Raw genomic sequence first — 12,698 nt, forward strand, 5'->3', positions numbered from 1 at the left:
TCGCTGTTGCTCGTCTCACCCGATTTCCAACGGAGATGACCATGGCACTGTCCCGCCGACAATTCCTGAGCGTGGCCGCCGCCGGCGCAGGCGCGATCCTCGTCGCGCCGCGGATCGTGTTCGCGAACGTCGAGACCGATCGCCGCTTCGTGTTCGTGATCCAGCGCGGCGCGGCCGACGGCCTGAACATCGTCGTGCCGTATGCCGAGCCCGCGTATGCGTCGCTGCGCGGCCCGCTCGCAATCGACACGTCGGCCGCGACGCGGCTCGACGGCACGTTCGCGCTGCATCCGTCGCTCGTGCAGACCGCACAGTTGTACCGCGACGGGCAGGCGCTGTTCGTTCATGCGATTGCGTCGCCGTATCGCGACCGCTCGCATTTCGACGGGCAGAACGTGCTCGAGACGGGCGGCCGCGCGCCGTACCAGGTGAAGGACGGGTGGCTGAACCGGCTCGCCGCGCTGCTGCCGGCCACGCGCGAAAACGCGATCGCGTTCGCGCCGACCGTGCCGCTCGCGTTGCGCGGCACCGTGCAGGCCGCGTCGTACGCGCCGTCCGGTTTGCCGGCCGCGCCGGACGACCTGCTCGCGCGCGTGTCGGCGCTCTACGAGGCCGATGCGCAGCTCGGCCCGTTGTGGCAGTCGGCGATGGACGCGCGCGGCCTCGCCGGCGATGCGCATGCGCGGCAGGATCCGGCGGGCGTCGGCAAGCTCGCCGCGACGTTCCTCGCGCGCGACGACGGCCCGCGCATCGCGATGATCGAGACGGGCGGCTGGGACACGCACAGCGCGCAGAACGCACGGCTCGGGAATCAGCTGAAAGCGCTCGACACGATGCTCGCGGCACTGCGCGATGGCCTCGGGCCCGCGTGGCAACAAACCACGGTGCTGGTCGCAACCGAGTTCGGCCGCACGGCGGCCGCGAACGGCACGGGTGGCACCGATCACGGGCAGGCGTCGGTTGCGATGCTGGCGGGCGGCGCGGTCGCGGGCGGCCGCGTGATTGCCGACTGGCCGGGGTTGCGGCCGGGCGACCTGTACGACGGGCGCGACCTGAAGCCGACTGCGTCGCTCGACGCGCTGATTTCGGGTGCCGCCGCCGACAGCCTGCGGCTCGATCCGCGCCGTACCGCGTCCGCGCTGTTTGCGGAAAGCGGTGCGACGCGGCCGATGAGCGGGCTGATTCGCGGAACCGCGTGACGCGCGACGTTGCCGCTTCGGCAATGAATCCATCTACTACACAAAAGGGAGAACACAAGATGTTGAAGATCCGATCCGTATCGCTCGCCATGCTGGTGACGGCCAGTGCGGCGCTGATGTCCGCCTGCGTGGTCGAGCCCGTGCGGCCGCCGCAACCGGCGCCCGTCGTCGAGGTACCACCGCCGATGCCCGCACCAGGCTATCGCTGGGCGAAGGGGCATTACCGGTGGGCCGGCAATCACTGGGCGTGGGTGCCCGGGCACTGGGTGGGTGTGTACTGATCACGCGAGGCGTGACGTGGCGTGCGGCGAGGGTGCCGGGATGCCGGGCAACGTATTGAATTGCGACGTGCGTTGACCTAAGCTGCCGGGTCGCGGCGACGGGCATTTCCGTTCGTCCATCACGGCGAGCCGATCAGCGGCCGCCGTCTTCTTCGTTACGGCACCCACATGAAAGCATGGCTCGTTGCGCTGGCCGTCGCGGCCGGCGTGACCGGCGCGCAGGCCGCGTCGTTCAACTGCGCGAAAGCATCCACGTTCGTGGAGCGCGAAATTTGCACCAATCCGACGTTGTCGCGTCTCGACGACGCGCTCAACGCGGATTACCAGCACGTCGTGGATGACTTCGCCAACTACCCGGTCGAGGATCCGCCCGAATATCACCGGTTCATCGCCGGCCAGAAGGCGTGGCTGAAGGCGCGCAACCGCTGCACGACGACGCAGTGCCTGATCGACAGCTACCGCAAGCGCATCGACGTGCTGTGCGGGCAGATCGACGTGCCGGCCGAAAGTGATCGCGCGAAATGCCGCGGCAACGGCGGCCTGGGCGGGCTCGAACTCGCAGACTGAGTGCGGACGCGTTGCACGAGCCGCGACCCGTCAGATCGGCGCGCGCCTACCACCCGATCCGGTGCTTCTCCTCCGTCTCGCGATGCCGCCAGTCGTCGTCCGCGTGCAGGTACTGGCTCGTCGTCGTCAGCGATACGTGACCGAGGTTGTCGCGCACGAGCCGCAGGTCGACTTGGCCGTCGGCCATATGCGAGCCCGCGCTGTGGCGCAGCCAGTGCGCGGACGCCTGTTCGAGCACGCGCGCCTGCTGCTCGCCGGCTTCGCCGTTCACACGCAGCCGGTCGGCCGCGTGCCGGAACACCTGCTTCACGATCCGGTGCAGCGCCGCGCGCGTGAGCGGCTTGCGCGCCTGGCCGACCGGCAGCACGAGCGGTGTGGCCTCGCCATCGGACGGCAACGCGGGCAGGCCGTGCGCGCGCCGGTAGCGCGACAGCTCGGCCATCATCTCGTCGGTGGCCGGCACGAGCCGCTGCCGGCCGCCTTTGCCCGTCACGTCGAGCCACCAGCGGTCGCGCCCGTCCGCGTCGCGCCGGCAGAAAAACTGGCCCATCGTCGTGTCGGCCGCTTCGGTGATGCGCAGCCCGCCGAGATACAGCAGCGTGAACAGCCAGCGCGCACGATCGGCATGGAAGCTTGCCCGCGCGTCGTCGCGCGGCATCGCGGCGATCGCATCCTTGACCGACTGCCACAGCGGCTGCCCGAGATGGCGCGTGACGCGCGGCGCGGGCCGACGCTGCCGCTGACGCGACAACGCGAGCGGATTGCCGGCGAGATAGCCGGCCTGCACGAGCCACGAAAACATCACGTTCAGGATCACCAGCGCCTGCCGCTGGCTGGCCGCCGACAGCGGCCCGTAGAACGGCCGCCAGCGCGGATCGTCGCGCGGATGCTTGCGCCCGCCGTTCGCGCACCACAGCTCGGCCGGCGCGGGCGCGAGCAGGAACTGCCGGTAGACGACCAGATCCTCGTGCGTGAGCGACGACAGCGGCTTGCCGCACGCGATCACGGCCCACAGCAGCAGGCGTTCGGCTTCCTTGCGGTAGTTCTGGAACGTGGTCGGTGTGTCGACGAAGCGGGCGAGCCACGCGCGCACCGCGTCGAGGTCGTTGGTCGCGGCAATCTGCGGATGCGCGCTGTTCGAGCGGTTGGTGCCCGTGCGTCCGTCGAGCGCGGCCGGCACGGCGAGTGCATCGATCGGCAGCGGGCGCAGCGCGGTGTCGGACGGAACGGGTGAGGTCATGCGAAACGGGGTGCGGTGTGCGAATCGTGCGCACGCAGAAGGGCGGACGAACGCAGCGCGATCAGGCATATCGGGAAGCGTCGATGGTACACGATCAGCACACGGTGAATTCGCCGTCGACAGCGAGCGCCTGACCGGTGACGAAACGCGCGGCGGGCGAGCACAGCCACGTCACCGGTTCCGCGATGTCGCGCGGCTCGCCGAGCATGAAGGGGGGCGTGATTTCTGTAAGGCATTTGTGAACTTTCTAGTCGTGGTTACCTCTAATCGGCCCTCCAACGCTTCCTGAGGAACCTCAGATGATTCGCCCATCCAGAACGCTGCTCGGCGCGGCCGTCATTGCCGGCAGCACGCTCCTTGCCGGATGCCAGACCGACGCCGTCGCCACGCAGCCGAACGCGGTGCGCGCGGCCGACAGCAAGCCGGTGACCAAGACCGTCTATGTCGCGCCGCAATCCGCGCGCTGCACGGGCGTCGCGCCGATGGAGTGCCTGCAGGTGCGCAACAGCCCCAACGAGCCGTGGAGCCTGTGGTACGCCGGTATCGAAGGCTTCGCGTACCAGCCCGGCTACCTGTACACGCTCGAAATCGACGAATACCGCGTCGCGCAGCCGCCGGCCGACGGTTCGTCGATCCGCTGGGCGCTCAAGCGCGTCGTCGAGCGCCGCGCGGCGAACTGACTTAGCAGGGGGCTCGGTCCCGCCTAGGTCGACGCATCGACGTACTCGCCCGCGGCGGCGTGTCAATCATGACATCCGGGCAGCCATGAGTGAAACAACTGGTCGGCTTAGATATTGGGGTTGCATGGACTCGGGTTGGGCTTGGGTCTATAGTAGTCTCTGGTATTACCTTTTGCTACGGAGGCCATGTCATGGTTGCGGCAACATCCATCAAGCTTGATGATGAATTGAAAGGGCGGGTTCAGCACTTGGCTGAAGCACGTCGGCGTACCGCGCATTGGATCATGCGTGAAGCCATTGAGCAGTATGTCGAGCGCGAGGAAAAGCGTGAGGAGTTGAATCAGGACACGCTCAAGGCGTGGGATGAATTTCAGGCGACTGGCCTGCACGCGACCGCTGAGGAAGTGGATAAGTGGCTCGCGAGTTGGGGGGCTGAAAACGAATTGCCCTCGCCCGAATGCCACAAGTAATCTTTGCACCGGCGGCTATCCGAGACCTGCAGCGACTGCGGGAATTCTTGTTGTCGAAGAATCCTGACGCCGCAAGGCGGGCTGGCGAAGCGATTAGACAAGGCGTTCAGGCTCTCGGTACTCACCCTCGAATGGGACGTCTCATAGAAGATCTCCCTGAGCAGTATCGGGAGTGGCCCATCGATTTCGGGGATAGCGGTTACTTGGCGCGATACCACTTCGACGGCAATGCCGTCACGATCTTGGCTGTGCGACACCAGAAGGAGGTGGGGTATTGATCATGGCGGACGGAAGCTGAACGTGAGCGCGGAATGAACCGTTTAGTCGGCGTCGTGCCATCAAGCATGTCTTATCCAGCGGGTACTTACCATCTCCACCATACGAGCGAATATTAGGCGGACGGACGCGCGGCCGCGCGGGCCGGCGGCGCGGCCGTATCGATCCGCCGGAACACGACGGACGACAGCAGCGTCACCACGCCCATGCACGTGAACGACAGCATGAACCCGTGCGCCATCGAGCCCCAATAGGTGGCAAACAGGTTGACGAGGCCGCCGCCGATCGACACGCCGAGCCCCATCGCCAGCATCTGCATCATCGTGAACAGGCTGTTGCCGCTGCCGGCGTCGGCGTGCGACAGCCCCTTCAACGTCACGCCGTTCATCGCCGCGAACTGCATCGAGTTCGCCGCGCCGAACACGATCAGCAGCGCGCCTTCCAGCAGCGGCGCGGGCCGCACCGACACCAGCGCGAACCCCGCGATCGCGCACCCGACGATCCCCGTATTCACGACCAGGAACGCCGCGTAGCCGAACCGCTTCACGAGCGGCGCGATCCAGCGTTTCGCGATGACGCCCGCGATCGCGGCCGGCAGCATCATCAGCCCCGATTGCAGCGGCGTATAGCCGAGCTGCACCTGCATCAGCAGCGGCAGCATGAACGGCACGGAGCTCGTGCCGATCCGGCACAGCAAATTGCCGAGCAGCCCCGAGCCGAAGTTCGGCTCACGGAACAGCCCGAGCCGGAACAGCGGCTGCGCGCGCCGCCGTGCGTGCGGCAGATACGCAAGCGCGCTCGCCAGCCCGACCACGGCGAGCCCGACCGCCCATGCGGCGCGATGCGCGGGCATCGGCGGGTCGATCGCGAGCGACAGCGCGATCATCGCGACCGACAGCAGCGCACAGCCGACGAAGTCGAACGGCGGCGGCTGTTGCGCCTGGTCGTGCGGCAGGTAGCGTTGCACGGCGACGAAGCCCACCACGCCGACCGGCACGTTGACGATGAACACCCAGTGCCACGAAATCGCCTGCGTGAGCCAGCCGCCGAGTGTCGGCCCGACGATCGGCCCGAGCTGGCCGGCGATCGACACGAACGCGATCGCCGCGACGTACTGTTCGCCCGGCACGCGGCGCAGCACGGCGAGCCGCCCGATCGGCAGCAGCATCGAGCCGCCGATGCCCTGCAGCGCACGCGCGGCGACGAGCTGGCCGAGCGTATGCGATGCCGCGCAGCCGATCGAGGCGAGCACGAACACGAGAATTGCGAGGGAGAACACGCGGCGCGTGCCGAACCGGTCGGCGAGCCAGCCGGACGCCGGCGTGAGCATCGCCATCGTCAGCGTATAGACGACCACGACGGGCTGCATCGCGAGCGGCGACGCATGCAGGCTTTGTGCGATCGAAGGCAGGGCGGTGTTGACGATCGTCGTGTCGAGCGACTGCATGAAGAAGGCAGCGGCGACGATCCAGAGCAGCGCGGCGTGTGTGGGTTCCCGGGACATGGCGAAATCGGTGGTGCGAAAGCCCGGCGTGGGGGGCGCCTTCACGCGGTTGCGCGGCGCCTGCCGGTCTCCAAGCGCACGATGGTACCGATTCCGATGGTCATCGGGAAGCCGCCTGAAGTCGTTGACTGTCATCGGCAATGCCGATGACAATGCGCCATGCTCAATCCCGTCTGGCTCAACACGTTCGCGACCGTCACGAACTGCCGCAGCTTCACCGAAGCAGGCCGGCAGCTCGGGCTCAACCAGTCGAGCGTCAGCGAACACATCCGTCGTCTCGAGGAGAGCGTCGGCCGGCGGCTGTTCGTGCGCGACACGCATTCGATCGCGATGACGGCCGACGGCGAGGCGCTGCTCGTGCATGCGAACGTGATCCTGCAGGCGCTGAACCGCGCGGAATCGCAGTTCCGCAAGCCGAGGCTGAAAGGGCTCGTGCGGCTCGGCGCGCCGGACGACCTCGCGCTCGTCGCGTTGCCGGACGTGCTCGCCGGGTTTCGCGCCGCGCATCCGGACGTCGCGCTGGAAATCACCACCGGCATGACGAGCCGGCTCTGCGAAGGGCTGGACGCGGGCGCGCTCGACCTGATGATCGGCAAGCGGCGGCTCGGCGAACGGCGCGGCACGCCGCTCTTGCGCACGCGGCTCGAATGGGTCGCGCGGCCCGGCACCGTCGTCGATCCGGAGCGGCCGCTGCCGCTCGTGCTGGTCGCCGAGCCGAGCGTGACGCGCGCGATCGTCCTGAACGCGCTCGCGGAGAAGGGGATCGGCTGGGAAGTCGTGTGTTCGAGCAGCAGCCAGCCGGGCTGCATCGCGGCCGCACGCGCGGGGCTCGGCCTGACCGCGACGTCGCACTATCTGTCGACGCGCGGGCTCGCGCCGCTGGTCAACGGCGACGCGCTGCCGGTGCTGCCCGACATCGAGTTCATCGCGCTGGCCGCGAAGCGGCTCAGCCAGCCGGCGCGCACGCTGCTCGAATTGCTGGAAGCGAGCGACCTGAGCACGCCGGGCGCGGACGCGTAACGGATCCGTCACGGGCACGGCACCCGCATCCGGCGCCCACGCCCGCGTCGCGTGCCGTCATGCGGACCGTTTCTGCGAAATCACGAGCAGCGCGCCGTTCTTGTCCTCCAGCACCGCGCGGAATTCGTGCGGCCCGGCCTGCACCGGCACGCGCACCGACGCGCCGGCCTTCACGACCCGCGCCATCGCCGCATACAGGTCGTCGTCCTCGTCGACGCGCAGCGTGAGCGCCGCGCGCTCGACGATCTGCTCGTCGCCCGCGACCAGCGCGATCGTCAGCGGGCCGCCGTCGAGCGCGCAATAACGGTCGCCGTCGCGGAACTTCACGTTCAGGCCCAGCCCGTCGACGAACAGCGGCAGCGCCGTGTCGATGTCGTCGACCGGATACAGCAGCATCGATACCTTCATTCCCTCTCTCCGTTGTCGTTGGTCGGCGCGCGCCACGCGCCCGCCGTTCGATGCTAGCGCGCCGCTCCCGCCGCCACGCAGTCCGATCGGATGACGGTGAAACCCCTCTGTCCCCACAGGGAGGTAGCTACTCCGAACAGATGATGCCCGCGCCAGCCGGCGCGCCGACACTTCCATTCGTGGACCGTCGCGCTTCGTCCGTATCGTGCGGGCGGGCTGCACGACCCGACTCGTCCAACAACCATGGAGACGCACGCAATGAAGTTTTCCCTCATCTACGAAGCCCAGACCACCGACGCATCGCGCGAGGGCGACCACCGGGTATTCAAGGAGACGGTCGAACAGGCGCTGCTCGCCGAGCAGGTCGGCTTCGACACGATCTGGTGCGTCGAGCACACGTCGCTGACCCACTATGCGCACATGAGCGCGCCGGAAACCTTCCTTGCGTACCTGGCCGGCCGCACGACGCGCATCGGCCTCGGTCATGGCGTCGTGTGCCTGCCGCCGGCGATGAACCACCCGATCAAGGTCGCGGAGCGCGTCGCGCTGCTCGACATCCTGTCCGGCGGCCGCGTGCACTTCGGCGTCGGCAAGGGCGGCAGCCAGCAGGAAGCCGGCGCGTTCGGCTATGACCTCAACGAACTGCAGCCGATGATCGACGAATCGATGTACCTCGTGCCGAAGATGTTCGTGCAGGACGAGATCGAGCACGACGGCAAGTACATCAAGATTCCGAAGCGTCCGATCCACCCGAAGCCGTTCCAGGATCCGCATCCGCCGATGTACCTCGCGTGTACCAACACCGACGCGCTGCTGCGCGCCGGCCAGCGCGGGATGGGCGCACTGGTGCTCGGCTTCGGCGGCCCCGACGAAGTCGCGAAGAAGAACGCCGTGTACCGCGAAGCGTGGGCGAACCGCAAGCCGGAAGACCAGGTCGGCTTTCGCCCGACCCAGCACCTCGCGGCGCTGTGCCCGACGGTCGTGATGGCCGACGGCCAGGCCGCCCGCAAGATCGGCATCCGCGGCCAGCGCTACTTCATGGAGTCGCTTGCGTACTGGTACACGGGCGGCGAGCGTCCGGACCCGGCGAAGTGGGGCGACGACCTCGTGCAGGCCGATACCGGCGAGATGGTGATCCGCTCGCGCTTCGCGTCGGAGGAAGTCGTCGTGAACTTCGCCGACCCGGCGCTCGCGATGATGAACCCGAACCACGCGTACGGCACGGTGGACGACTGCATCGGCTATGTCGGCCGTCTGCAGGAGGCCGGCGTCGACGAGGTGCTGTTCCTGTGCCAGATGGGTACGGTGCCGCACGACGCGCAGATGGAGACGATCCGCAACATCGGCGAGCACGTGATCCCGTTCTTCAACAAGGAGAAGGAGCGCGCCTGCGCGTGATGCACCGGGCCGCGCCCGTCGTCCGGTCGGACGATGCGGCGCGGTCGCGCGAAGCCGACCATCGGTGGTGGCGAGCATCGCCCGCGGCCAGGCCGCGCCGAACAACTTTGAACGAGAGCGGGGCACGCGCCGCGGCGCATCACCCGCTTCACAGGAGACATTCGTGCATCGCGACAACGATTCGAACGCACTGGCCGCCACGCTGATCGCCCGGGCCGAGGCCCTGGCGCCGACGCTGGCCGGCCGCGCCGCGCAGGCGGACGCGCAGGGCCGCATCCCGGCCGAGACGATCGCCGACATGCAGGCCGCCGGCTTCTTCAAGGTGCTGCAGCCGAAGCGCCATGGCGGCTACGAGCTCGATCCGCAGGCGTTCTTCGACATCCAGATGGCGCTCGCGCGCGGCTGCATGTCGACCGCGTGGGTGTACGGCGTCGTCGGCGTGCACAACTGGCAGCTCGCGCTGTTCGACGAACGCGCGCAGCAGGACGTGTGGGGTGACGATCCGTCCACGCTGATCGCGTCGACCTACATGCCGGTCGGCCGCGTGACGCCGGTCGACGGCGGCTTCCGCCTGTCGGGCCACTGGAAGTTCTCGAGCGGCAGCGAACTGTGCGAATGGGTGTTCCTCGGCGCGCTGGTGCCGCCAGCCGTTGCCGGCCAGCCGCCCGAGTACCGCACCTTCCTGCTGCCGAAAGCCGACTACCGGATCCAGCAGGACTGGGACGTGCTCGGCCTGCGCGCGACGGGCAGCCACGACATCGTCGTCGACGACGTGTTCGTGCCCGCGTACCGCACGCACAAGGCGATCGACGGGATGATGGGCACGAGCCCCGGCCTGGCCGTCAACGACGCGCCGCTGTTCAAGCTGCCGTTCGCGCAGATCTTCGTGCGCGCGGTGTGCACGTCGTGCATCGGCGCGCTGCAGGGCGCGCTCGACGATTTCACCGGCTATGCGGCCACGCGCGTGTCGGCCAACAGCGGCGCGAAGACGACCGACGATCCGGGCGCGCAGAACGCGTGCGCGAACGCGGCCGTCGCGATCGACGAGATGCAGGTGCTGCTCAAGCGCAATTTCGCGGAACTGATGGCATCCGTCACCGGCGGCCCGGCCGTGTCGATCGAGCGCCGCGTGCATTTCCGCTACCAGTCCGCGCAGGTCGCCGAGCGCTGCGCGCAGGCGGCGAACGCGCTGCTGCGCTATGCGGGCGGCAACGGCATCTATCACCGCAATCCGCTGGTGCGCCGCTTCCTCGACCTGCATGCGGCCCGCGCGCACTACGCGAACAACGTCGATCGCTTCGGCCAGAACCTCGGCGCCGTGATGCTCGGCCGCGAGAACACCGACTTCTTCATCTGATGGAGACGCGATGAACGACCCGCAAGCACAGCAATACGTGTTCGACGTGGTGGTCGTCGGTTCGGGTGCGGGCGCGCTGCTCGCCGCGTGCCGCGCGGCCGACCGCGGCCTGTCCGTCGTCGTGATCGAGAAGACGGCGCTGTACGGCGGCACGTCGGCCGTGTCGGGCGGCGGCATCTGGGTGCCGTGCAACCACCATATCGCCGAACTGGGCGCGACCGATTCGCGCGAGGCCGCGCGCGGCTACATCGAAGCGTGCGTGGCCGGCGAATCGACGCCCGAGAAGATCGACACCTATCTCGACCGCGCGCCGGAAATGCTGCGCTACCTGGAAACGAAGACGCCGGTGCGTTACCAGTCGCTGCCGAGATACGCGGACTATTTCCAGAAGGTGCCGGGCGCGATGCCGGGCTACCGTGCGCTCGATCCGATGCCGTTCGACGGCGGGCTGCTCGGCGACGAACTCGACCGGCTGCGGCCGGCGTCGCCCGGCACGCTGATCGGCGGGCGTGTGGCCGTGACGTCGAAGGAGGCGCACACGCTGTTCTCGCGCGGGCCCGGCTTCATGAAGCTCGCGATCGCGCAGTTCGGCCGCTACTGGCTCGATATCGGGATGCGCCGCCGCACGCGGCGCGACCGGCGCCTGACGCTTGGCAACGCGCTGATCGGCGGGCTGCGCCGCGCGCTGCTCGACCGCAACGTACCCGTGTGGCTCGACACGCCGATGCGCGATCTGCTCGACGTCGACGGCCGCGTGACCGGCGTGCGCGCGCAGCGCTTCGGGCAGCCGGTGACGATCGTCGCGCGGCGTGGCGTGATCCTCGGCGCGGGCGGTTTCGAGCGCAACCAGCCGATGCGCGAGCACTACCTGCCGCAGCCGACGCAGGCGCAGTGGAGCGCGACGCCGCCGGCCAACACCGGCGATGCGATCGCCGAAGGCCACCGGCTCGGCGGTGCGCTGGCGCTGATGGCGCACGTGTGGGGCGCGCCGACGGTCGGTGTCGCCGGCGAGGAGAAGCAGCGCGCGCTGTTCGTCGAGCGCAACCTGCCGGGCTGCGTGATCGTGAACCGCTTAGGCAAGCGCTTCGTCAACGAAGCCGCGCCGTATTCCGAATTCGTGCCGGCGATGTATCGCGACCATGCGCGCACCGGCGCGAGCGTGCCCGCGTGGATGGTGTTCGACGCGCGGTTTCGCCGCAAGTATCCGTGCGGGCCGATCATGCCGGCGTCGATGATGCCCGATGCGCGGATTCCGGCCGCGTTCCGCGACGTGATCGTGAAGGCCGACACGATCGACGCGCTCGCGGCGCGCATCGGCGTCGACGCGGCCGGCCTGCACGACACGCTGCGCGACATGGCCCGCTACGCGGCAACCGGGATCGACGAGGCGTTCGGCAAGGGCGACAACCTGTTCGACACGTACTACGGCGATCCGCGGAACAAACCGAACCCGTGCCTCGGGCCGGTCGACCAGGCGCCGTTCTACGCGGTGCGGATCGATGCGGGCGATATCGGCACGAAGGGCGGGCTCGTCACCGACGTGCATGCCCGCGTGCTGCGCGCCGACGGCGAGCCGATCGACGGTCTTTACGCGATCGGCAACACCAGCGCCTCGATGATGGGCGCGAGCTACCCCGGCGCGGGCTCGACGCTCGGTCCGGCGATGACCTTCGGGTATCTCGCCGCCGACCACCTGGCTGCTCGTGCAGCCGACGCCGGCGGGCAGCCCGCCCGGCCTTCCACGACTGAACTTGACGGAGTCCGATCATGAGCGATCTCACTACCCATCCGCTGCGCACCGACATGCTGCTCGCGATGCGCCGCCTCGCGCGCTCCGTCACGGTCATCAGCAGCGCGCACGACGGCCGGCGCTATTCGATGTCCGCGACGGCGGTCGATTCGCTGTCCACCGATCCGCCTTCGCTGCTGATCTGCATCAACCGCAGTGCGTCGCTGTATCCGCCGCTCGACGCGGGTGCCGGCTTCTGCGTGAACGTGTTGGCGGCGGCGCACGAAGGCATCGCGATCGACTGCAGCGGCCGCCTGAAGGGCGAGGCGCGCTTCACGACCGGCGACTGGCACACGTCGGCGCTCGGCGTGCCGTATTTGCGCGACGCGCAGGCGAGCCTCGTGTGCGAGCAGGACGGCCGCTTCGAATACGGCACGCACACGGTGTTCATCGGGCGCATTCGCGAGGTGCTGATGAGCGGCGACGTCGATCCGCTCGTCTATCTCGACGGTGCCTACACGACGCCCGGTGCGCCGGTGGCCCGTGCGGCCGCGTGACGTGAGGAGCCG

At 68.7% G+C, this 12,698-nt stretch carries 14 protein-coding genes and 1 pseudogene; 11 read left to right on the forward strand and 4 right to left on the reverse strand.

The window, feature by feature from the left end:
- Positions 1-35: 35 nt before the first annotated feature.
- The 3 genes from G3N96_RS05185 to G3N96_RS05195 all read left to right on the forward strand — a co-directional run bounded on the left by G3N96_RS05185 (position 36) and on the right by G3N96_RS05195 (position 2,047).
- A complete protein-coding gene (locus G3N96_RS05185; protein ID WP_206136514.1) occupies positions 36-1,199 on the forward strand; it encodes a DUF1501 domain-containing protein in 1,164 nt (387 codons plus the stop codon).
- A gap of 62 nt (positions 1,200-1,261) precedes the next feature.
- A complete protein-coding gene (locus tag G3N96_RS05190) occupies positions 1,262-1,480 on the forward strand; it encodes a YXWGXW repeat-containing protein (RefSeq protein WP_041493558.1) in 219 nt (72 codons plus the stop codon).
- 168 nt (positions 1,481-1,648) lie between these two features.
- Complete coding sequence (locus tag G3N96_RS05195; protein WP_206136515.1) at positions 1,649-2,047, forward strand: lysozyme inhibitor LprI family protein; 399 nt, start codon at positions 1,649-1,651, stop codon at positions 2,045-2,047.
- A gap of 46 nt (positions 2,048-2,093) precedes the next feature.
- Here the strand turns inward: G3N96_RS05195 and G3N96_RS05200 are convergent, their stop codons facing one another.
- Positions 2,094-3,287, reverse strand: coding sequence for a tyrosine-type recombinase/integrase (locus G3N96_RS05200; protein WP_206136516.1), 1,194 nt, complete (start codon positions 3,285-3,287; stop codon positions 2,094-2,096).
- A 94-nt stretch (positions 3,288-3,381) separates the two neighbouring features.
- Positions 3,382-3,492, reverse strand: a pseudogene (locus tag G3N96_RS05205) (SDR family oxidoreductase); the annotation flags it as partial.
- Positions 3,493-3,586: 94 nt separating this feature from the next.
- Here G3N96_RS05205 and G3N96_RS05210 point away from each other — a divergent pair.
- The 3 genes from G3N96_RS05210 (at position 3,587) to G3N96_RS05220 (ending at position 4,715) form a co-directional block, all read left to right on the forward strand.
- Complete coding sequence (locus tag G3N96_RS05210) at positions 3,587-3,967, forward strand: DUF4377 domain-containing protein (RefSeq protein WP_206136517.1); 381 nt, start codon at positions 3,587-3,589, stop codon at positions 3,965-3,967.
- A 191-nt stretch (positions 3,968-4,158) separates the two neighbouring features.
- Positions 4,159-4,437 (forward strand): CopG family ribbon-helix-helix protein, encoded by a 279-nt coding sequence (locus G3N96_RS05215; RefSeq protein ID WP_206136518.1) that lies wholly within the window; start codon positions 4,159-4,161, stop codon positions 4,435-4,437.
- Positions 4,425-4,715, forward strand: a complete 291-nt coding sequence (locus G3N96_RS05220) for a type II toxin-antitoxin system RelE/ParE family toxin (protein WP_206136519.1) — start codon at positions 4,425-4,427, stop codon at positions 4,713-4,715. Before G3N96_RS05215 ends, G3N96_RS05220 begins: the two co-directional genes overlap by 13 nt.
- Before the next feature lie 113 nt (positions 4,716-4,828).
- Here the strand turns inward: G3N96_RS05220 and G3N96_RS05225 are convergent, their stop codons facing one another.
- Positions 4,829-6,217, reverse strand: a complete 1,389-nt coding sequence (locus tag G3N96_RS05225; RefSeq protein WP_206136520.1) for a DHA2 family efflux MFS transporter permease subunit — start codon at positions 6,215-6,217, stop codon at positions 4,829-4,831.
- Between the two features lie 159 nt (positions 6,218-6,376).
- Here G3N96_RS05225 and G3N96_RS05230 point away from each other — a divergent pair, with 159 nt between their 5' ends.
- On the forward strand, positions 6,377-7,237 hold the full coding sequence (locus tag G3N96_RS05230; protein WP_206136521.1) for a LysR family transcriptional regulator: 861 nt from the start codon (positions 6,377-6,379) through the stop codon (positions 7,235-7,237).
- A gap of 57 nt (positions 7,238-7,294) precedes the next feature.
- Here the strand turns inward: G3N96_RS05230 and G3N96_RS05235 are convergent, their stop codons facing one another.
- Positions 7,295-7,645 carry a VOC family protein gene (locus tag G3N96_RS05235; RefSeq protein WP_175011909.1) on the reverse strand — a complete coding sequence of 117 codons (351 nt, stop codon included), beginning with the start codon at positions 7,643-7,645 and terminating at the stop codon, positions 7,295-7,297.
- 258 nt (positions 7,646-7,903) lie between these two features.
- Between G3N96_RS05235 and G3N96_RS05240 the strand changes: the two genes are divergently transcribed.
- From G3N96_RS05240 to G3N96_RS05255, 4 genes are all read left to right on the forward strand, one after another.
- Positions 7,904-9,043: an LLM class flavin-dependent oxidoreductase gene (locus tag G3N96_RS05240; RefSeq protein ID WP_124577126.1), complete on the forward strand. Its 1,140-nt coding sequence runs from the start codon at positions 7,904-7,906 to the stop codon at positions 9,041-9,043.
- A 163-nt stretch (positions 9,044-9,206) separates the two neighbouring features.
- A complete protein-coding gene (locus tag G3N96_RS05245) occupies positions 9,207-10,400 on the forward strand; it encodes an acyl-CoA dehydrogenase family protein (protein WP_206136522.1) in 1,194 nt (397 codons plus the stop codon).
- Positions 10,401-10,410: 10 nt separating this feature from the next.
- A complete protein-coding gene (locus G3N96_RS05250; RefSeq protein ID WP_206136523.1) occupies positions 10,411-12,171 on the forward strand; it encodes an FAD-dependent oxidoreductase in 1,761 nt (586 codons plus the stop codon).
- Positions 12,168-12,686, forward strand: coding sequence for a flavin reductase family protein (locus G3N96_RS05255; RefSeq protein ID WP_124577120.1), 519 nt, complete (start codon positions 12,168-12,170; stop codon positions 12,684-12,686). Before G3N96_RS05250 ends, G3N96_RS05255 begins: the two co-directional genes overlap by 4 nt.
- The last annotated feature ends 12 nt before the right edge of the window (positions 12,687-12,698 follow it).

Source organism: Burkholderia sp. Se-20373, assembly GCF_017104705.1.
Lineage (GTDB): Bacteria > Pseudomonadota > Gammaproteobacteria > Burkholderiales > Burkholderiaceae > Burkholderia.

What these genes read in the sequence shown, in the direction of transcription:
- G3N96_RS05235 (WP_175011909.1), bottom strand. Translation starts at nt 7,645, where the DNA reads ATGAAGGTATCGATGCTGCTGTATCCGGTCGACGACATCGACACGGCG.
- G3N96_RS05225 (WP_206136520.1), bottom strand. Translation starts at nt 6,217, where the DNA reads ATGTCCCGGGAACCCACACACGCCGCGCTGCTCTGGATCGTCGCCGCT.
- G3N96_RS05185 (WP_206136514.1), top strand. Translation starts at nt 36, where the DNA reads ATGACCATGGCACTGTCCCGCCGACAATTCCTGAGCGTGGCCGCCGCC.
- G3N96_RS05210 (WP_206136517.1), top strand. Translation starts at nt 3,587, where the DNA reads ATGATTCGCCCATCCAGAACGCTGCTCGGCGCGGCCGTCATTGCCGGC.
- G3N96_RS05255 (WP_124577120.1), top strand. Translation starts at nt 12,168, where the DNA reads ATGAGCGATCTCACTACCCATCCGCTGCGCACCGACATGCTGCTCGCG.
- G3N96_RS05230 (WP_206136521.1), top strand. Translation starts at nt 6,377, where the DNA reads ATGCTCAATCCCGTCTGGCTCAACACGTTCGCGACCGTCACGAACTGC.
- G3N96_RS05200 (WP_206136516.1), bottom strand. Translation starts at nt 3,287, where the DNA reads ATGACCTCACCCGTTCCGTCCGACACCGCGCTGCGCCCGCTGCCGATC.
- G3N96_RS05220 (WP_206136519.1), top strand. Translation starts at nt 4,425, where the DNA reads ATGCCACAAGTAATCTTTGCACCGGCGGCTATCCGAGACCTGCAGCGA.
- G3N96_RS05250 (WP_206136523.1), top strand. Translation starts at nt 10,411, where the DNA reads ATGAACGACCCGCAAGCACAGCAATACGTGTTCGACGTGGTGGTCGTC.
- G3N96_RS05195 (WP_206136515.1), top strand. Translation starts at nt 1,649, where the DNA reads ATGAAAGCATGGCTCGTTGCGCTGGCCGTCGCGGCCGGCGTGACCGGC.
- G3N96_RS05240 (WP_124577126.1), top strand. Translation starts at nt 7,904, where the DNA reads ATGAAGTTTTCCCTCATCTACGAAGCCCAGACCACCGACGCATCGCGC.
- G3N96_RS05215 (WP_206136518.1), top strand. Translation starts at nt 4,159, where the DNA reads ATGGTTGCGGCAACATCCATCAAGCTTGATGATGAATTGAAAGGGCGG.